Source organism: Citrobacter sp. RHBSTW-00859, assembly GCF_013729795.1.
Lineage (GTDB): Bacteria > Pseudomonadota > Gammaproteobacteria > Enterobacterales > Enterobacteriaceae > Citrobacter > Citrobacter braakii.
In genome coordinates this window covers 4,862,671-4,880,244 of the sequence record NZ_CP056284.1, presented here as the reverse complement: position 1 = coordinate 4,880,244, position 17,574 = coordinate 4,862,671, and the positions used below count along the sequence as shown (strand labels likewise).

The window sequence follows — 17,574 nt, the reverse complement described above, 5'->3', positions numbered from 1 at the left end:
TTCGTTGTAAAAAAAGTGAACCGGGCCAGCATTTTGTGTATAAATTACCACCATTTGGCCTGACCTGAATCAATTCAGCAGGAAGTGATTGTTATACTATCTGCATATTCGTTGGATCGTTTCGATATGCGGAATCGACTTCCGGCAGCAGATTTCATTTTGCATTCCAAAGTTCAGAGGTAGTCATGATTAAGAAAATCGGTGTGTTGACAAGCGGCGGTGATGCGCCGGGCATGAACGCAGCAATCCGTGGTGTTGTACGTGCAGCGTTGACGGAAGGGCTGGAAGTCATGGGGATCCATGATGGCTACCTGGGTTTGTATGAAGACCGTATGGTTCAACTTGACCGCTACAGCGTGTCCGACATGATCAACCGTGGCGGTACATTCCTCGGTTCTGCCCGCTTCCCGGAATTCCGCGACGAAAACGTGCGTGCCGTGGCTATCGAAAACCTGAAAAAGCGTGGCATTGACGCGCTGGTTGTTATCGGTGGTGACGGTTCTTACATGGGGGCAAAACGCCTGACTGAAATGGGCTTCCCATGCATCGGTCTGCCTGGCACTATCGACAACGATATCAAAGGCACCGACTACACCATCGGTTATTTCACCGCTCTGGGTACCGTAGTCGAAGCGATTGACCGTCTGCGTGATACCTCTTCTTCTCACCAGCGTATTTCCATCGTTGAAGTGATGGGCCGCTACTGTGGCGATCTGACTCTGGCTGCTGCCATTGCTGGTGGCTGTGAGTTTGTGGTGGTTCCGGAAGTGGAATTCAGCCGTGACGATCTGGTTGCTGAAATCAAAGCAGGCATCGCGAAAGGTAAAAAACACGCGATTGTGGCGATCACTGAGCACATGTGTGACGTTGACGAACTGGCGCATTACATCGAGAAAGAAACGGGTCGTGAAACGCGCTCAACCGTACTGGGTCACATCCAGCGTGGTGGTTCTCCGGTGCCTTACGACCGTATACTGGCGTCCCGTATGGGCGCATATGCCATTGAACTGCTGTTGGCAGGTCACGGCGGTCGCTGTGTAGGTATTCAGAACGAACAACTGGTTCACCACGACATCATCGACGCGATTGAAAACATGAAGCGTCCGTTCAAAGGTGACTGGCTGGACTGCGCGAAAAAACTGTACTAATTGTTTTTTCCGCGCCTGATGGCGCTAAGCGCATCAGGCCTACAGGTTGTAAAGACTTGTAGGCCTGATGAGCCGCTAACCACCATTCGGCACAATTCCCCGCATTTATTCCCCCAAGTTATAGCAAATCTTTTTTTATTCTTTAATGTTTGAATACCTTTCTGGCACGCTTTGCTCATCACAACACCACATAAGAGAGCTGGGCGATGAACAAATGGGGCGTAGGGTTAACATTATTGCTGGCATCGACCAGCGTTCTGGCAAAGGATATTCAGTTACTTAACGTATCGTACGATCCAACGCGTGAATTGTACGAGCAGTACAATAAGGCCTTTAGCGCGCACTGGAAGCAGGAAACGGGCGACAACGTCGTGATCCGCCAGTCGCATGGCGGTTCGGGTAAACAAGCGACCTCCGTCATTAACGGTATTGAAGCCGATGTCGTGACGCTGGCGCTGGCTTACGATGTGGATGCCATTGCTGAACGTGGTCGTATCGATAAAAACTGGATTAAGCGTCTGCCGGATAACTCCGCGCCATACACCTCCACCATCGTTTTCCTGGTCCGCAAAGGCAACCCCAAACAAATTCATGACTGGAACGATCTGATCAAACCAGGCGTGTCGGTCATTACGCCAAACCCGAAAAGCTCAGGCGGCGCACGCTGGAACTATCTGGCGGCATGGGGCTACGCCTTGCACCACAACAACAACGATCAGGCCAAGGCACAAGACTTCGTGAAGGCCCTGTATAAGAATGTTGAAGTGCTGGACTCCGGTGCGCGTGGCTCAACCAATACCTTCGTTGAACGCGGTATCGGTGATGTGCTGATCGCCTGGGAAAACGAAGCCCTGCTGGCGACAAACGAGCTGGGCAAAGACAAATTCGAGATAGTGACGCCGAGTGAATCTATCCTCGCGGAACCGACCGTTTCTGTGGTCGATAAAGTCGTGGAAAAGAAAGACACCAAAACGGTGGCGGAAGCCTACCTGAAATATCTCTACTCTCCGGAAGGTCAGGAAATTGCAGCGAAAAACTACTATCGTCCGCGTGATGCAGACGTTGCGAAGAAATACGAAAATGCATTTCCGAAGCTGAAACTGTTCACCATCGACGAAGAGTTTGGCGGCTGGACGAAAGCGCAGAAAGAGCACTTCTCTAACGGTGGTACGTTTGACCAGATCAGCAAGCGCTAAATAAGTCTGTGATTTACCGACCCGGTGGCATAACGCGACCGGGTTTTTTATTTGTCATGGTTTTGCGTTACTCTTGCCCTTCAATGAGATACAGGGAACGCGTAATGAAAAAAGCAGGCTATCTTTTACTGGCGGTGATTGTAGTCGCCGCTGCTGCAGGTATCGGGTACTGGAAATTCACTGGTAACCCGGACGCATTACGCCAGATTGTTCTTCAGCAATGCCTGCCGCACCAGTTGCAGCAGCAGGATCCCACGCCGTGCGCCGAAGTGAAGCCGGATGCCGGATATGTGGTGTTCAAGGATCGTAACGGCCCACTGCAATACCTGTTGATGCCGACCTGGCGCATCAACGGAACGGAAAGCCCGCTGCTGCTGAAATCAGGTACGCCGAACTTTTTCTGGCTGGCCTGGCAGGCGCGCAGCTTTATGAGCCAAAAATACGGTCAGGAAATCCCTGACAAAGCGGTATCGCTGACCATTAACTCGCGTAGCGGGCGTACGCAAAATCATCTGCATATTCATATCTCCTGCCTGCGAACCGATGTCAGAAAACAGCTGGATGACAATCTGGCGAAAATCAGCACTCGTTGGCTGCCATTACCGGGTGGGCTGCGCGGTCATGAATATCTGGCGCGTCGCGTTACGGAAAATGAACTGGCGCAACGCAGCCCGTTTATGATGCTGGCAGAAGAGGTGCCGGATGCGCGTGAGCACATGGGCAGCTATGCGCTGGCGATGGTGCGTCAGAGCGATGAGTCCTTTGTCCTGCTGGCGACCCAGCGCAATCTGTTGTCGCTCAATCTCGCCTCCGCTGAGGAAATTCAGGATCATCAATGTGATATTCTGCGTTAACCCCACCTAATCTGGCATTTACTCCGCATGTCTGTCCCCGTATTCTTGTTGAAAAAAACAACAGGAGACAGGCATGTCGCTCTGGCTTACACACCCTCTGTTTATCCCCTCTCTGGTGATTGGCATTACCATCCTGCTCTGGGCGACGTCGCTACTGCCGGAGTTTATAACGGCGCTGCTGTTCTTTGCCGTAGCAATGGTCGCCAAAATCGCACCTGCGGATGTGATCTTTGGCGGATTTGCGTCTTCGGCATTCTGGCTGGTCTTTAGTGGTTTTGTGCTGGGTATCGCGATTCGCAAAACGGGGCTGGCGGACAGGGCGGCGAGAGCGCTGTCATCGCGATTGACCGATTCCTGGCCGTTAATGGTGGCGAGCGTGGTGCTGCTCAGTTACGCGCTGGCGTTTGTGATGCCGTCCAATATGGGGCGTATTGCGCTGCTGATGCCGATTGTTGCCGCAATGGCGAAGCGTGCCGGAATTAACGAGGGTACGCGCGCCTGGTATGGTCTGGCGCTGGCCGTCGGGTTTGGGACGTTCCAGCTTTCCGCGACGATTTTACCCGCTAACGTGCCAAATCTGGTAATGAGCGGCGCGGCGGAAGGCTCTTACGGCATCCACCTCAATTATCTTCCCTATTTGCTGCTGCATACGCCGGTTCTGGGCTGGCTTAAAGGCGCGGTGCTCATCATGCTTATCTGCTGGCTGTTCCCTGGCAAGCCCCACGCACCGCGCGATCTCACGCCAGCGGAACCCATGAGCCGGGATGAAAAACGTCTTGCATGGATGCTAGCAGTGGTGCTGCTGCTGTGGGTAAGTGAAAGCTGGCACGGTATAGGGCCTGCGTGGACCGGGCTGGCGGCGGCGGTTATCACGCTGCTACCACGGGTTGGTTTTATCAATGGCGACGAGTTTTCCTCCGGGGTAAATATCAGGACCTGCATTTACGTGGCGGGGATTCTGGGGTTGGCAATTACCGTTACCCAGACCGGCATTGGCAATGCAGTGGGCGAGGCGCTGTTACAGGTGATGCCGCTGGATGCGGAAAAACCATTTACCAGCTTTCTCGCGCTGACCGGCATTACCACCGCACTCAATTTTATTATGACGGCGAACGGCGTTCCGGCGCTGTATACCACTCTGGCGCAAAGTTTTGCCGATGCTACTGGGTTCCCGCTGCTGTCGGTGATTATGATTCAGGTATTGGGGTATTCCACACCGCTACTGCCGTATCAGGCTTCGCCGATTGTGGTGGCGATGGCGCTTGGGAAAGTGCCTGCGAGGGCGGGGATGCTGCTGTGTATCGCGCTGGCGACGGCAACATATCTGCTTCTTCTGCCGCTGGATTATCTGTGGTTTAGCGTGTTGGGTAAGTTGTAAAAAAAGCCCGATAGCGCTAACGCTTACCGGGCCTACAGTCTTGGAGGTCGGGTCAGCGAAGCGCTACCCGCCTCAACAGCATTACGCCTGTTTAGCCGCTTCTGCTGCTTTAACGATGACCGCGAAGGCATCTGCTTTCAGAGAAGCACCGCCAACCAGCGCGCCATCGATATCCGGCTGAGCGAACAGTTCTGCTGCGTTCGCTGCGTTTACGGAACCACCGTACTGGATGATAACTTGTTCAGCGATTTTCGCGTCAGCTTTAGCAATGTGGTCACGAATGAATTTGTGAACAGCCTGAGCCTGAGCAGGAGTTGCAGATTTACCGGTACCGATAGCCCATACTGGTTCGTAAGCGATAACGACGCCTTCGAATGCTGCCGCGCCCTGAGTTTTCAGAACGGCGTCGATCTGACGTGCACAGACTTCTTCAGTTTTGCCCGCTTCGTTTTCTGCTTCGGTTTCACCGATGCACAGAACCGGAGTCAGACCTTGTTCTTTCAGCACGGCGAATTTTTTAGCGATCAGCTCGTCAGACTCTTTGTGGTAAGTACGACGCTCAGAGTGACCGATAATGATGTACTGCGCGCCGATATCTTTCAGCATTTCAGCGCTTGTTTCACCGGTAAATGCGCCAGACAGGTTCAGGTCAACGTTCTGCGCGCCCAGGATAATGTGGCTACCGGCAGCGGCGTGTTTCGCCAGGTCGATATACATTTCCGGCGGAGCGATTGCTACTGCACAGCCAGCAACGCCAGCCAGTTCTTTACGCAGATTAGCAACCAGTTCGTTTACCATGTGGCGGCTGCCGTTCAGTTTCCAGTTACCCATCACTAAAGGATGTCGCATTTCATTTCTCCACGCTTGTCAGCGAATTAAGGAATATGGCCGCCCGTCAGGGCAGCATGGTCTGTGAAACAGTATAGAGATTCGTCTGCGGAAAGGCTTTGCTTTTTGTCATCAATTCGCCTTCTCAAGACTATCTGATAGTGCCAGCTTAATCGGTTCAACAGCGAAGGTCAGCCCTTTTTCACCGTTATCTGCCACAACATAGCGAATTGCGCCTTCTGTTTCGGCGTAATAGTGTTTACCTTTGCCGGCAGCGAGCAGTTTTTGCAGCTTATTCTGGCTCTGCTCTTTCGTCAGTAGCGGCGCGACGGTACGAATGACGGCGGTCATGTATTCCAGCGCTTTCGCTTTGGCCGCCTTTTGTTCTGGTCCCTGAATCGGCAACCAGGTTATCTGCATACTTTTGATTTTTAGCGTGCCGCGCTCAAGGGCGGAGGACGCATACAGGTTTTCATTGATTTTACTGGCCGCGCGGGTGAGGTTTGCCCGATCGCGGCTGCTGTCGATGGCGCGGAACTCATTCAGGATAAGCTTCGGATTCTGCGTATTAAAGTTTTCGCGAAACTGGCTAATCGACAGGTCAAAGGTCGGCGCACCCGCCAGTAAATAGGGGGCCGTGGTTGCCGTCGATGGCTCTTCCGCCCGTGCCGCAACGCTCGCGGTGAAGGCTGAAAACAATAATAAAAACAGTGTAAATCCTTGCTTCATCAATCGTACCTTTCGTTATGACTGCTCACGATTAAAACGGTAACTGTCGGGCTTGTCAAAAGGGTAAACTGTTCTGGAAGGTAATAATAAAGGAACTTACATGACCATACAGCAGTGGTTATTCTCATTTAAAGGGCGCATCGGGCGCCGTGATTTCTGGATTTGGATAGGTCTGTGGATCGTCGGAATGCTGGTTCTGTTCTCGCTGGCGAGCAAGCAATTACTCGATATTCAGACTGCGGCATTTTGTCTGGTTTGTCTGCTATGGCCGACGGCGGCAGTGACGGTAAAACGCCTGCACGATCGGGGACGTTCTGGAGCGTGGGCGCTGCTGATGATTTTGGCGTGGATGCTGCTGGCCGGAAATTGGGCGGTGTTACCCGGCGTCTGGCAATGGGCGGTTGGTCGCTTTGTTCCGACGCTCATTCTGGTCGGTATGCTCATCGATCTGGGCGCGTTCGTTGGCACCCAGGACGAAAATAAATATGGTAAGGATACGCAGGACGTAAAGTACAAAGCCGAGCGCCAGTAGTTGTCGACCGGAGAAGCGCAAGCGCCTCCCGGCAACCCTCACCAGTAGTGTTCAGCAGTCATATGGCCCGGTCGACGGCGCAGGTGTTTGGTCATCTGCCGGGTCTCTTTCAGCAGTTGCTGCGTGTCGCGTACCATTTGTGGATTTCCGCATAGCATCACATGGCTGGTTTCTTTATCCATTGGCAGCCCTACCGCCTTTTCCAGTTCACCGCTGTCAATCAGCGCCGGTACACGCCCGGTCAGCGAATCTACGGCTGTCTCACGGCTAACAACCGTCTGGATGCGTAATTTACCTTCGTAGCGCTTTTCCAGCGCCTGCATCAATGGCAGGTAGCTCAAATCGGCGGCATAGCGTGCGGCGTGGACCAGCACCAGATTTTTAAAGCGACCCAGATCTTTGCCTAGTTGCAGAATCGACAAATACGGGCCGATAGCCGTGCCGGTTGCCAGCATCCATAGCGTTTCGCAATCAGGGACTTCATCCAGCACGAAGAATCCAGCGGCCTCACTCACCACCTGAACTTCATCGCCAGGCTTTAGCGCCGCCAGTTGAGGGCTGAGTTTGCCGTCGGGAACCGTCACCAGATAAAATTCTAAGTCGGGGTTATCGGGCGCATTCACGTAGGAATAGGCGCGCTGGACGCGCTCACCGTCGATCTCAAGGCCAAGCTTGGTGAACTGACCTGCAGTGAAAGGAAGAACCGGAGCTCGCACGGTCAAACTAAACAGGGCATCGGTCCAGTTCTGCACCTTTGTGACTTTGCCTGTTACCCAATCTGCCATGGTTTTCTCCTGTCTGCTTTGATTGCCTTATCTTCGTTCGTTGGACGAAAGATTTCCAGCCCGGATGGGCTGGAAGGCTCTATTGATCAAATCAATTACAGGATGTGCGCCTGCACATCGGGATCTTTGCGATCGAGGTAGTGAATCGACTGAATGCGGCGGATCGTGCGTGATTTGCCGCGGATCAACAGCGTTTCGGTGGTTGCGATATTGCCTTTACGGCTAATCCCTTCCAGCAGATCGCCTTTGGTGATGCCGGTGGCGGAGAAAATGACGTTGTCGCTGCGCGCCATTTCATCCAGACGCAGCGCTTTGCCCGCTTCAATGCCCATCGCGGTGCAGCGGGCCAGTTCCTGTTCGCCAATACGACGGTTCTCTTCGCTGTCGCCTTTGACGTCATGGCGCGCCAACAGGCGGCCCTGCATGTCGCCGTCCAGCGCGCGGATGACGGCCGCGGAAACCACGCCTTCCGGTGCGCCGCCAATACCGTACAGCACGTCAACTTCGCTGTCAGGCATACAGGTCAGAATCGAGGCCGCAACGTCGCCGTCAGGAATGGCGAAGACGCGCACGCCCAGTTTCGCCATCTCTGCAATAACCTCGTCATGGCGTGGTTTTGCCAGGATGGTGACGGTCAGGTCACTCAGTGGTTTGTTCAGCGCGGCTGCAATGTTTCGTAGGTTGGTTTCCAGTGACAGGTTCAGGTCGATGGACCCTTTTGCGCCAGGGCCGACAATCAGCTTTTCCATGTACATGTCTGGCGCGTTCAGGAAACAGCCTTTATCGCCTACAGCCAGCACCGCCAGCGCATTCGCCTGGCCCATTGCCGTCATACGCGTGCCTTCGATAGGATCGACGGCGATGTCGACCGCATCACCGTGGCCGGTTCCGACTTTCTCGCCGATAAACAGCATCGGCGCTTCATCAATCTCACCCTCGCCAATCACGATGGTGCCGTCGATGTTGACCTGGTTGAGCATAATTCGCATGGCGTTCACCGCCGCGCCATCAGCGGTATTTTTATCGCCGCGGCCCAGCCATTTATAGCCAGCCAGCGCGGCCGCTTCGGTCACGCGTGAAAATTCAATGGCAAGTTCTCGTCTCATTGCAAACTCGTAGCTGAAAGGAATGGCGCGAAGTGTAGCACAGGGGAGGGGACTAGATTATTGATGTGTGTGCGGGGTTGCCCCCGCACGAAGATATTGCCGGACAAGGTAACGTCTCCATCCGGCAATGACGAATTACTCGTCGTGATCTTCCCACGCCATGGCGCGTTTGACCGCTTTTTTCCAGCCGCTGTAACGGAAATTACGCTCGGTGGTTTCGATGCCAGGGCGGAATTCACGCTCGATGACCGCTTTCTCCTGCAGTTCATCCAGATTCTGCCAGAAACCTACTGCCAGACCGGCAAGGTACGCCGCACCCAATGCGGTGACTTCGCGGACTTCCGGGCGCTCAACGCGCGTGCCGAGAATATCGGACTGGAACTGCATCAGGAAGTTGTTGGCGACCGCACCGCCATCGACGCGCAGGGCGTGCAGGCGAATACCGGAGTCAGCCTGCATCGCTTCCAGTACGTCGCGGGTCTGGTAAGCGATAGACTCAAGCGTTGCGCGGATGATGTGGTTGGAGTTTACGCCACGGGTCAGGCCGAAGATGGCTCCGCGTGCATACGGGTCCCAGTACGGTGCGCCAAGGCCTGTGAATGCCGGAACGACGTACACGCCGTTGGTATCTTTCACTTTGGTGGCGAAATATTCAGAGTCGAATGCATCGCTGATGAGTTTCATTTCATCGCGCAGCCACTGGATGGATGCGCCAGCCATAAATACCGCACCTTCCAGCGCGTAGTTCACTTCCCCGGTCGGTCCACAGGCGATGGTGGTCAGTAGTCCATTTTCGGACTTAACGGCTTTCTCGCCAGTGTTCATCAGCATGAAGCAGCCGGTACCGTAAGTGTTTTTCGCCATCCCTTCCTTCACGCACAGTTGGCCAAACAGAGCGGCCTGCTGGTCACCGGCAATACCGGAGATAGGAATACGAATGCCGCCTTTACCACCGATGTTGGTCTGGCCGTACACTTCAGAAGAACGACGCACTTCTGGCAGCATTGCACGCGGAATATCCAGCGCATCCAGCATCGTGTCATCCCAGTCCAGGGAGTGGATGTTGAACAGCATGGTACGAGAGGCGTTGGTGTAATCCGTTACGTGTACGCGTCCCTGCGTCATTTTCCAGATAAGCCAGGTGTCTACCGTACCGAACAGCAGTTCGCCGCGACGAGCGCGCTCACGTGAGCCTTCTACGTGGTCGAGGATCCACTTCACTTTAGTGCCGGAAAAGTACGGGTCAATTACCAGACCCGTGTTATTACGGATGTACTCTTCCATTCCGTCGCGCTTGAGCTTTTCGCAGATATCCGCGGTACGACGACACTGCCACACAATTGCGTTATAGATAGGTTTACCGGTCTCACGCTCCCAGACGATGGTGGTTTCACGCTGGTTGGTAATACCGATCGCTGCAATTTCATCGGAACTGATATCGGCTTTCGCCAGAACTTCTACCAGCGTGGAGCTTTGGGTCGCCCAAATTTCCATTGGGTCATGTTCTACCCAACCTGCTTTCGGGTAGATTTGCTCGAATTCGCGCTGTGAAACGCTAACGATATTCGCATCGTGGTCCATTACGACCGCGCGGGAGCTGGTGGTGCCCTGGTCGAGCGCAACGATATATTTTTTTTCAGTCATGATTATTTGTCCCGTAGTCACATTACTGCGAAGCTTTTTGTTGAGTGTTGGTCGCAACGTCTTTCTCTTCAATCGCGCAGACATCGCACGGTAAATGGCGACCAATCAGTTTGCGATATGCCCATGCGCCTAAAATCGCGCCGGTAATCGGGCCAAACACCGGGACCAGGAAGTAAGGGATATCACGACCACCCGTGAAGGCAATCTCACCCCATCCGGCCATCCAGGCGAAGAGTTTCGGTCCGAAGTCACGTGCCGGGTTCATCGCAAAACCTGTTAGCGGACCCATGGAAGCACCAATAACGGCGATCAACAAGCCGATCAGCAGTGGTGCCAGCGGACCACGAGGTACACCGTTACCATCGTCGGTCAGAGCCAGAATCAGCCCCATTAGAATAGCGGTAATGACCATTTCAACCGCGAAGGCCTGCACAAAATTGATATGCGGGTTCGGATAGGTCGAGAAAGTACCTGCCAGACCCAGGCTCTCGGTACTGCCGCGCACGATATGGTTAGTTTGTTCGAAATCGATGAAAAGATTGTAATAAAGCCCGTAAACCAGTGCCGCTGCGCAAAAGGCGCCGGCAATTTGCGAAATAATAAAAGGAGCAACTTTGCGTTTATCAAAACAGGCGAACAGCCAGAGTGCGATGGTTACTGCTGGATTCAGGTGTGCACCAGAAACGCCTGCGGTCAGATAGATAGCCATCGCTACCCCCAGACCCCAGATGATACTGATTTCCCACTGACCAAAAGTAGCCCCAGCAACTTTGAGTGCAGCGACACATCCCACACCGAAGAAAATCAACAACCCGGTACCGAGGAATTCAGCAATGCACTGGCCTTTTAAGGTTGATGTTTGACTCATAATCGGATCCTGAAGAGAGTTTAATGTTTATTGTATGCGAGAAGGTCACTGACATCCCCGGAGCCGGTAGGCACACTGTTAATTTATCGTTAACGCGCAAAAACGAGAAATATCGAAATTAAAATGTGTGTACTCCATCAACAAAATGAGCGTTATCGCGCCATTTCGCGGTATTTGTTATACAAAAATAGTGTGAGCTGAATCATTTCAATGATCAATTCGTTAACACTTAAGAGTTATGATAGTAATGTCACCAGGAGAAAGACGAAAAGTGTTGCAAACCGCAATCTGCGCGGGATGCCGCTGGACAGGGATGACGCGGCTTCATACAATCGGTGTTAAGTAGAGTGCGCTCGTTTTTATTAAGGCGTCGCCGGTTATCGGGACGAAGATTTTTATCCATCAACGCCTTGCAATTCAGGAGAGGTATGACGATGTCATTAGAAGTGTTTGAGAAACTGGAAGCAAAAGTACAGCAGGCGATTGATACCATCACGCTGTTGCAGATGGAAATCGAAGAGCTGAAAGAAAAGAACAACTCACTGTCGCAGGAAGTTCAGTCTGCACAGCAGCAGCGTGAAGAGCTGGAGCGTGAGAACAACAACCTGAAAGAACAGCAGAACGGCTGGCAGGATCGTCTGCATGCCCTGTTGGGGCGTATGGAAGAAGTCTAATTCTGATTTCTTTAAAAAGGCATCCATAATGGATGCCTTTTTACTATGTAGACTTTAGGATATCGTAATTCTCAAATTTCAAAGAATACGATATGACAAAAAGAAACGATATTATTGATAATTCGGATCGATTTATCACCAGAGATATTAGATATGGTCTTATCTATACAGATAATCTAGGGTGGATTGATTTAGGCCACGCTAATCCGGCAGGCGCTGAAAAATTATGGTTTGAAATGACAAGACCTTGTGGTGGTGATAGTGAATTTTATGAAGTAAATTACCATCAAAGTATGTCTAAAAGCATTCACGGTCTAAATATTAATACTGGTATATATCGTAGATTCATGGTGCGACGAGGATTGCAGGAGCGAATTCTGCAAGGTATTGCTTTGTCTATATTCTTGAGTACGTCACATCGTTTCGAATCCTTACAGGATTTTTGGCCTTACGTTTATTTAACGGATAGTGGCTATAGTGCTGAAGATTTGGTATCGAATTTATTTGGTTTTTACCAGGCTGTAAATTATGCAGATTACACATCTTATCTTCAAATATGTTCGAAAGAAAAAGCTTATCGTATCTGGGATTTCTATGGTCCTGTTGGTGAGTTTAAAAACAAAAGCGTTATTCCGTTACTCTTTCCTGACCCATTAGATAAGGATAAGAAACATGAACCCTATTCAGGGACGCTACCTTTATTCATGGATGTAATTAAACCTGTTGCGAATCCAAATTATGTTCGGGAACTCCGTATATGACGTTTCGACGATTAGGTGTTATTATTGCATTTATGCTTTTCTTTGCGCTGCTTTATTGTTATTTCATGGTGAGTGTCTTTACAAAAAAATGCTATACGCAGCATGATTTATTAATTTATCAGTTATTAACGCCGAAATTGATTAAACAGGTTCCAAGGGTATCCAGCGACTGGTTTTTTGTAAGCCATACAGATGAGGGTAGCCATCTTCAACGCAGTGAAATAGTTTTTACGGGGATACCTAAGAATGATATTCACAGAGCAGAAGAAAAATTAAACGCATACGTTGAATCTTATCCTGCAAGTCGCGAGATGATGAGTGTCGTTGTTGAAGCAAGAGCTGGGAATTATGATGTTAAGGTCATTCACTACAAATCGGATGAATGAAGAAAATAAAAGGCCATCAAACTTGCTGATGGCCTTTTTCACTTACTCGATATCGAGCGGGTCTTCGGAGAGGATTATCCCGGTGTTGTCGGCGTACAGGTGGTCGCCGGAGAAGAATGTCACGCCGCCAAAGTTGACGCGCACATCGCTTTCCCCAATACCTTCTCCTGAAGCACCTACCGGAATTGCGGCAATCGCCTGAATGCCGATATCCAGTTCTTCCAGATCGTCTACCTGGCGGACTGAGCCGTAGATGACCAGACCTTCCCATTCATTCTGTACGGCCAGTCGTGCCAGTTCGGCATCGACCAGCGCACGACGGACAGAACCGCCGCCATCGACCAGCAGAATGCGACCACGGCCATTTTGTTCGAGCAGATCGTACAGCAACCCGTTGTCCTCGAAACATTTTACCGTGATGATTTGTCCGCCAAACGACGACCGTCCTCCAAAGTTAGAGAACAGCGGTTCCACGACGTTGACATCTTCCTGATAGATGTCACAAAGCTCGGATGTATCGTATTTCATAGGCTTAACGTTCAGTTGCTGCGAGAATTTTCAGTATATCGCGCTATGTGTACTGTTGGCAAAATCATCAATTGTTAATTAGTGTCCAGATCAATAACTCTTCGTATTTTTCATTGAAAAACAGGTGATTACTGATTTTGAAAACAGCCGATAATGACCTGAAATTGCCCGTATTTCCCTCTGTAAAGTATCCCGAGGTATCTCCGGAAGATTGCTGGAGCATAAAAGAAAGCCCTATGAGAACGATCAGATTCACCAAAGCCGTGCATCAGGAACTCCCCGTTCCTGATGCCGACAAACGCCTTGAATATGCTGATAGTGTCGTTAATGAGTTGCGGCTGCGCGTTACGTCTAGTGGCAGCAAAAGTTTTTGTGTGTCCCGAAAGCGCGACGTAAAATTTTACCGTGTGACGTTGGGCAAGTTCCCGGATATGACTATTGAGCAGGCCAGAGAGCGGGCATATAGCGCCTTAAGTGAAGTAGCTACCACACGGCGTAACCCGAACGAACGGCGGCGTGAAGAGAAAAATGGGCGGTAACGCTGTCTGATGCTTTGGATGAGTACATCAAATCCCGGTTGGCTGCCGGGCGTATAAAAAAAACGACCAGCGAAAAATATGAAGACACCATCAATAATTATTCTGGTGACTGGATGGCTCTTCAACTTTCATCTCTCACGTGTGAAATGGTGGAAACGAGACACTGGATCATTACCGGGCATGGCATAGGGTTTGGTGGCCCGTTCAGGCGTGAAGAAAAAGGCAGTAAAGCCCAGGCTGATTTATGGGCACGTGTTCTGCGTGCTGTCTATCGCTATGCATATGATAGCTACCGTGATAAAGATGGCGGGAGATTGTTACCGGATCCGCCCACAACCATTTTAAGTACAAAAATGCTTTGGAATGGAAATACACGGAGAACAACTAAAATCAGAAATAATGATTTAGGCCGCTGGCTCAAGGCCCTTGATACCGTAAGACAATGGGCTATAGCAGGCTATAAAACTGATGTGTTGATGGGGGGTGAAGCCCAACCGTACGGAAATGTACGCTAAGAACGTAACCTTATGATTTTAAGTCTATAAAGTTGTTGCATTATTGGTTTGATTTACGTTGATTTGATGACCAAGTACGCTCGTATTGCAAGTAAGCGTGTTCGGGAATAGCGACGAGTATTGCAGGCAGTCTGCTAAGTGGTCTTTATTTTCAGCAGATCTGCCTGCCAATTCGATTTACCTCTGCTGCTGGTTGTAACCAACCGGGCGGCTCCAGTCATCGTCGTATTTGATATTCCCTTCGATATAAAACCACTCAATGCCTGAGTAGGTGATGGCTATATTTTCCATCATGCCCGGAGTGTGGGAACCCGGCATATAAGCATGAGCAGCATTGACGGACATGATTACGATGTTGTTAAGCGTAATTCGGTAAATCTCGTATTCGACACCCGCCTCGTTGATGTCGTAATAGTGGATTACTGCCTTTTGCAGCCGCTTACTTTGGCAGACTGCAACCGCAAAATATGGCGAGGTCTTATCAATCTCTTTGTGCAGGGTAAAAGCGTTGTGTTCGCGCGAACCCATCAGCTTGCCAGTGTTGCGGCATGTGTTTTGGTACACACCGTAACTGCTGTTCATGATTTCAATTGCACCCTCACGGCCCAGCGCCATGCAACTGCCTTTGATCAGCTGTCCATTTTCATCATAAATATACATATAAGCTGGTAATGACATTTTTAGATTTCCTTATTTTGTGCTTAATATTTGCCCGTTTCTGTCGATGAAAAAGTTGTAACGGTAATTCTTTCCGTTCAACGTGTATGAAGCCGCATAGATATAGCCCGGCGTTATCGGTATTTTTAAGCACGTTTCAGGATAGGAGAGAGCTACATGCGAATTTTCCGCCAATGTCTTGTATTCATTCCCCTGCTCAGAATAAACGCCGTATCGGCTCAGAACGTCCGATTTATTAACAGAGAAGCAAAGCGAATTATTTATAATGGGGAAACTACGCCATGGGGGAACGCTATCGCCAGCGCCACACCCAGCCAGCGCAAAAAAGGCAGGAATGAGAAAGTAGTATTTCAATGCGGGAACCTCCCTAACACTTTCTCATAGCGGGATATGAGGCTAAGGACAGGCTCAGATGGATCGTAATCCTTGAGGAGATACAAATCAGAGCGGTTGCCGAATCCATACGTTTTAAGCAGCCAATAATCAGCCACCATTGCAGCCTGCTGCTCTAAGCCGTAATCCAAGAGTATGGCCTTATCCAACGTGTAATAGTAATCAACTGCCCAAGAGAACAGGCCCCGCATCCTTACCATCATCCCGCGCTGATGCTGCCAGACGTGCATCATTTCATGTAAAAAAAGATGCTGCCCACTAACGCGATCGTTATTAACATGCGGCTGTGAAAAGTCAGGCTCATAAGTACCTTCCTGAAAGTACAACTCGCCGTTGGGCGTCATGGCGTAGTTGTTCTTTTGGAGGTTGAAAGGTAGATAGCTGCTGCGGTGGATCCAGACTTCGTTATAGCGGATGGTGAAAGCGTAGAGGGTACGGGCCAGGTTAATCTCACCAAGCGTTAACAGCCGTAACCCGCCCCGGTCTATATCGTTCATTTCCCTTATCATTGAAGACATCATCCATTGGTAAAAACACCTTAATACGCCTTAAAGTAAATTTTTTCCTGTTAAAAAATGCGGGGAATATCCGAAATTGTCAAAAACTGCGGCTACGCCGCTTCTAGCGTTAAGCCCCCTGGTTTGGGGGGCAACCGTACGAGATCGGACGCTAAAAACGTAACCTTATGAATTTAAATCTACAAATTCGTGGCGTTGTCGGTCAGGTTTACGTTGATTTGATTACTGGGTTTATTAAGACCGTTAATGCCGGAAACCGCACGGATACTGGCATTAATGGCAAAAGTAAATAAAACCCTCATTTTCTTCACTCGCCCAACCTGCATTAAAAAATGCACTTAGCGTACGCTCTCGTACGGTTGGGCTTCAGACCACGTGATCGGTTAAGTAAGCTGGGAAACGCTGATTTTAGTACTTATAGATCACGGTGTTTACCGTTCGTTGGTATCCCCGAGGTATCCCCGGAAAATATAAAAAACATGGAAAAACCTCGCGCCCCTCTATTTGTAAGGGTTGCGAGGCGTTATGCGATTCTAAAAATTGAAATTGTTAATTGATATTTGTCAGTTAAAGAGACCACTGACTTAAGAAAATTCCAACGACAAACAGCAAGTTAGTTAATAGCGCCGCTTTTACGGTGCGTTCCAGCATCGGACGCATTGCCGCAGGATCCATTTCGCGCATCACGTAACGCGCCTGTTTGAAAAGCAGCGGAGCGGCAAGGATAAACAGCCATCCCCACAGACTTTGTAGCGAAAACAGGTTAAACAGCGCCAGACAAACCAGCGTCCCCATCAGCAGGCAGGCATGGTAGCGGCGGGCATTGACGGCACCTAAACGTACTACCAGCGTGTTCTTGCCGTTCTCTCTGTCGCTGTTGATATCGCGCAGGTTGTTAACGTTGAGCACGGCAGTTGCCAGCAGGCCACAGGCGGTGGCAGGCAGAATCAGCGCCGGAATCAGCGTATGCGCCTGCAGATACCAGCTTCCCATCACGCTAAGCCAGCCAAAGAATACCAGCACGGAAATATCGCCCAGACCGATATATCCGTAAGGGCGATTACCCACGGTGTAGGTGATCGCCGCGATAATCGACAGGCCACCAAGTACCAGGAAACCGACAAAATCCGCCAGCGTGTGACAGGCCATAGCAACCAGGGCCAGACCCGACAGACAGATCAACACCACGGTAACGATCAGCGCACGCTTCATCTGCTGTTGGGTGATAACCCCTTTTTGCATACCGCGCAGTGGTCCAATGCGGTCGGGCTTGTCGCTGCCTTTGACGGCATCGCCATAGTCGTTAGCGAGGTTGGACAGAATTTGCAGCAGTCCTGCCGTAATCAATGCCAACAGAGCAACCAGCGGATCGAAGTATCCTTGCCACCATGCTAATGCCGTACCGACGATGATCGCCGCGAAGGCGAGCGGTAAGGTCTTAGGTCGTAAACTTTCCAGCCAGGCTTGTGAGCGGCTAATTTTTTGTTGTTCAGTCATATTTAGCGCCAATAAAA

At 50.7% G+C, this 17,574-nt stretch carries 21 protein-coding genes; 10 read left to right on the top strand and 11 right to left on the bottom strand.

Features of this window, described 5'->3' with window-relative positions; translation table 11 throughout:
• Nucleotides 1-185: 185 nt before the first annotated feature.
• The 4 genes from pfkA to HV302_RS24430 all read left to right on the top strand — a co-directional run bounded on the left by pfkA (nt 186) and on the right by HV302_RS24430 (nt 4,576).
• On the top strand, nt 186-1,148 hold the full coding sequence (gene pfkA, locus HV302_RS24445) for a 6-phosphofructokinase (RefSeq protein WP_003028778.1): 963 nt from the start codon (nt 186-188) through the stop codon (nt 1,146-1,148).
• 206 nt (nt 1,149-1,354) lie between these two features.
• Nucleotides 1,355-2,344, top strand: coding sequence for a sulfate/thiosulfate ABC transporter substrate-binding protein Sbp (gene sbp, locus HV302_RS24440; protein WP_016155247.1), 990 nt, complete (start codon nt 1,355-1,357; stop codon nt 2,342-2,344).
• Between the two features lie 104 nt (nt 2,345-2,448).
• Entirely contained in the window at nt 2,449-3,198 is a 750-nt protein-coding gene (locus HV302_RS24435; RefSeq protein ID WP_019077918.1) for a CDP-diacylglycerol diphosphatase, read from the top strand.
• Between the two features lie 73 nt (nt 3,199-3,271).
• A complete protein-coding gene (locus HV302_RS24430) occupies nt 3,272-4,576 on the top strand; it encodes an SLC13 family permease (RefSeq protein WP_016157906.1) in 1,305 nt (434 codons plus the stop codon).
• A gap of 81 nt (nt 4,577-4,657) precedes the next feature.
• On the opposite strand, the gene tpiA is transcribed toward HV302_RS24430, so the two are convergent.
• Nucleotides 4,658-5,425 (bottom strand): triose-phosphate isomerase, encoded by a 768-nt coding sequence (tpiA, locus tag HV302_RS24425; protein WP_003028783.1) that lies wholly within the window; start codon nt 5,423-5,425, stop codon nt 4,658-4,660.
• Between the two features lie 111 nt (nt 5,426-5,536).
• Nucleotides 5,537-6,133 carry a DUF1454 family protein gene (locus tag HV302_RS24420; protein ID WP_181626678.1) on the bottom strand — a complete coding sequence of 199 codons (597 nt, stop codon included), beginning with the start codon at nt 6,131-6,133 and terminating at the stop codon, nt 5,537-5,539.
• 100 nt (nt 6,134-6,233) lie between these two features.
• Here HV302_RS24420 and HV302_RS24415 point away from each other — a divergent pair, with 100 nt between their 5' ends.
• A complete protein-coding gene (locus tag HV302_RS24415; RefSeq protein ID WP_046276397.1) occupies nt 6,234-6,665 on the top strand; it encodes a DUF805 domain-containing protein in 432 nt (143 codons plus the stop codon).
• Nucleotides 6,666-6,703: 38 nt separating this feature from the next.
• Here HV302_RS24415 and fpr read toward each other — a convergent pair whose 3' ends face one another.
• The 4 genes from fpr to HV302_RS24395 form a co-directional block, all read right to left on the bottom strand.
• Nucleotides 6,704-7,450 (bottom strand): ferredoxin--NADP(+) reductase, encoded by a 747-nt coding sequence (gene fpr / locus HV302_RS24410; RefSeq protein ID WP_181626677.1) that lies wholly within the window; start codon nt 7,448-7,450, stop codon nt 6,704-6,706.
• Between the two features lie 95 nt (nt 7,451-7,545).
• Nucleotides 7,546-8,556, bottom strand: a complete 1,011-nt coding sequence (glpX, locus tag HV302_RS24405) for a class II fructose-bisphosphatase (RefSeq protein ID WP_016155253.1) — start codon at nt 8,554-8,556, stop codon at nt 7,546-7,548.
• Nucleotides 8,557-8,691: 135 nt separating this feature from the next.
• Nucleotides 8,692-10,200: a glycerol kinase GlpK gene (glpK, locus tag HV302_RS24400; RefSeq protein WP_016155254.1), complete on the bottom strand. Its 1,509-nt coding sequence runs from the start codon at nt 10,198-10,200 to the stop codon at nt 8,692-8,694.
• A 22-nt stretch (nt 10,201-10,222) separates the two neighbouring features.
• Entirely contained in the window at nt 10,223-11,068 is an 846-nt protein-coding gene (locus HV302_RS24395; protein WP_016155255.1) for an MIP/aquaporin family protein, read from the bottom strand.
• A 428-nt stretch (nt 11,069-11,496) separates the two neighbouring features.
• Here HV302_RS24395 and zapB point away from each other — a divergent pair, with 428 nt between their 5' ends.
• The 3 genes from zapB to HV302_RS24380 all read left to right on the top strand — a co-directional run bounded on the left by zapB (nt 11,497) and on the right by HV302_RS24380 (nt 12,889).
• Nucleotides 11,497-11,742: a septal ring assembly protein ZapB gene (gene zapB, locus HV302_RS24390; RefSeq protein ID WP_019077914.1), complete on the top strand. Its 246-nt coding sequence runs from the start codon at nt 11,497-11,499 to the stop codon at nt 11,740-11,742.
• A 92-nt stretch (nt 11,743-11,834) separates the two neighbouring features.
• Nucleotides 11,835-12,503, top strand: coding sequence for a hypothetical protein (locus tag HV302_RS24385; protein WP_181626676.1), 669 nt, complete (start codon nt 11,835-11,837; stop codon nt 12,501-12,503).
• Entirely contained in the window at nt 12,500-12,889 is a 390-nt protein-coding gene (locus HV302_RS24380; protein ID WP_047497576.1) for a hypothetical protein, read from the top strand. The genes HV302_RS24385 and HV302_RS24380 overlap by 4 nt, the downstream gene beginning before the upstream one ends.
• 42 nt (nt 12,890-12,931) lie before the next feature.
• Here the strand turns inward: HV302_RS24380 and rraA are convergent, their stop codons facing one another.
• Complete coding sequence (gene rraA / locus HV302_RS24375; protein WP_008787034.1) at nt 12,932-13,417, bottom strand: ribonuclease E activity regulator RraA; 486 nt, start codon at nt 13,415-13,417, stop codon at nt 12,932-12,934.
• Between the two features lie 236 nt (nt 13,418-13,653).
• Between rraA and HV302_RS28450 the strand changes: the two genes are divergently transcribed.
• Entirely contained in the window at nt 13,654-13,956 is a 303-nt protein-coding gene (locus tag HV302_RS28450) for an Arm DNA-binding domain-containing protein (RefSeq protein WP_326928738.1), read from the top strand.
• A 14-nt stretch (nt 13,957-13,970) separates the two neighbouring features.
• The gene (locus HV302_RS28445; protein WP_326928737.1) at nt 13,971-14,471 is read left to right on the top strand and encodes a hypothetical protein; all 501 of its coding nucleotides are present in this window, start codon (nt 13,971-13,973) and stop codon (nt 14,469-14,471) included.
• Between the two features lie 177 nt (nt 14,472-14,648).
• Here the strand turns inward: HV302_RS28445 and HV302_RS24365 are convergent, their stop codons facing one another.
• The 4 genes from HV302_RS24365 to menA all read right to left on the bottom strand — a co-directional run bounded on the left by HV302_RS24365 (nt 14,649) and on the right by menA (nt 17,557).
• Entirely contained in the window at nt 14,649-15,149 is a 501-nt protein-coding gene (locus tag HV302_RS24365) for an Hcp family type VI secretion system effector (RefSeq protein ID WP_016155257.1), read from the bottom strand.
• 12 nt (nt 15,150-15,161) lie between these two features.
• On the bottom strand, nt 15,162-15,503 hold the full coding sequence (locus HV302_RS28690; RefSeq protein WP_345754931.1) for a putative T6SS immunity periplasmic lipoprotein: 342 nt from the start codon (nt 15,501-15,503) through the stop codon (nt 15,162-15,164).
• The gene (locus tag HV302_RS24360; protein WP_016157913.1) at nt 15,500-16,051 is read right to left on the bottom strand and encodes a hypothetical protein; all 552 of its coding nucleotides are present in this window, start codon (nt 16,049-16,051) and stop codon (nt 15,500-15,502) included. The genes HV302_RS28690 and HV302_RS24360 overlap by 4 nt, the downstream gene beginning before the upstream one ends.
• 576 nt (nt 16,052-16,627) lie before the next feature.
• Nucleotides 16,628-17,557 (bottom strand): 1,4-dihydroxy-2-naphthoate polyprenyltransferase, encoded by a 930-nt coding sequence (gene menA / locus HV302_RS24355; RefSeq protein ID WP_181626675.1) that lies wholly within the window; start codon nt 17,555-17,557, stop codon nt 16,628-16,630.
• Nucleotides 17,558-17,574: the final 17 nt, after the last annotated feature.

Bases quoted from the DNA above. Each gene is read 5' to 3' on its own strand.
- sbp (WP_016155247.1), top strand. From the start codon at position 1,355: ATGAACAAATGGGGCGTAGGGTTAACATTATTGCTGGCATCGACCAGC.
- tpiA (WP_003028783.1), bottom strand. From the start codon at position 5,425: ATGCGACATCCTTTAGTGATGGGTAACTGGAAACTGAACGGCAGCCGC.
- glpX (WP_016155253.1), bottom strand. From the start codon at position 8,556: ATGAGACGAGAACTTGCCATTGAATTTTCACGCGTGACCGAAGCGGCC.
- pfkA (WP_003028778.1), top strand. From the start codon at position 186: ATGATTAAGAAAATCGGTGTGTTGACAAGCGGCGGTGATGCGCCGGGC.
- HV302_RS24430 (WP_016157906.1), top strand. From the start codon at position 3,272: ATGTCGCTCTGGCTTACACACCCTCTGTTTATCCCCTCTCTGGTGATT.
- HV302_RS24385 (WP_181626676.1), top strand. From the start codon at position 11,835: ATGACAAAAAGAAACGATATTATTGATAATTCGGATCGATTTATCACC.
- fpr (WP_181626677.1), bottom strand. From the start codon at position 7,450: ATGGCAGATTGGGTAACAGGCAAAGTCACAAAGGTGCAGAACTGGACC.
- HV302_RS24360 (WP_016157913.1), bottom strand. From the start codon at position 16,051: ATGATAAGGGAAATGAACGATATAGACCGGGGCGGGTTACGGCTGTTA.
- glpK (WP_016155254.1), bottom strand. From the start codon at position 10,200: ATGACTGAAAAAAAATATATCGTTGCGCTCGACCAGGGCACCACCAGC.
- HV302_RS24435 (WP_019077918.1), top strand. From the start codon at position 2,449: ATGAAAAAAGCAGGCTATCTTTTACTGGCGGTGATTGTAGTCGCCGCT.
- HV302_RS24365 (WP_016155257.1), bottom strand. From the start codon at position 15,149: ATGTCATTACCAGCTTATATGTATATTTATGATGAAAATGGACAGCTG.
- zapB (WP_019077914.1), top strand. From the start codon at position 11,497: ATGACGATGTCATTAGAAGTGTTTGAGAAACTGGAAGCAAAAGTACAG.
- HV302_RS24380 (WP_047497576.1), top strand. From the start codon at position 12,500: ATGACGTTTCGACGATTAGGTGTTATTATTGCATTTATGCTTTTCTTT.
- rraA (WP_008787034.1), bottom strand. From the start codon at position 13,417: ATGAAATACGATACATCCGAGCTTTGTGACATCTATCAGGAAGATGTC.
- menA (WP_181626675.1), bottom strand. From the start codon at position 17,557: ATGACTGAACAACAAAAAATTAGCCGCTCACAAGCCTGGCTGGAAAGT.
- HV302_RS24420 (WP_181626678.1), bottom strand. From the start codon at position 6,133: ATGAAGCAAGGATTTACACTGTTTTTATTATTGTTTTCAGCCTTCACC.
- HV302_RS24415 (WP_046276397.1), top strand. From the start codon at position 6,234: ATGACCATACAGCAGTGGTTATTCTCATTTAAAGGGCGCATCGGGCGC.
- HV302_RS28450 (WP_326928738.1), top strand. From the start codon at position 13,654: ATGAGAACGATCAGATTCACCAAAGCCGTGCATCAGGAACTCCCCGTT.
- HV302_RS24395 (WP_016155255.1), bottom strand. From the start codon at position 11,068: ATGAGTCAAACATCAACCTTAAAAGGCCAGTGCATTGCTGAATTCCTC.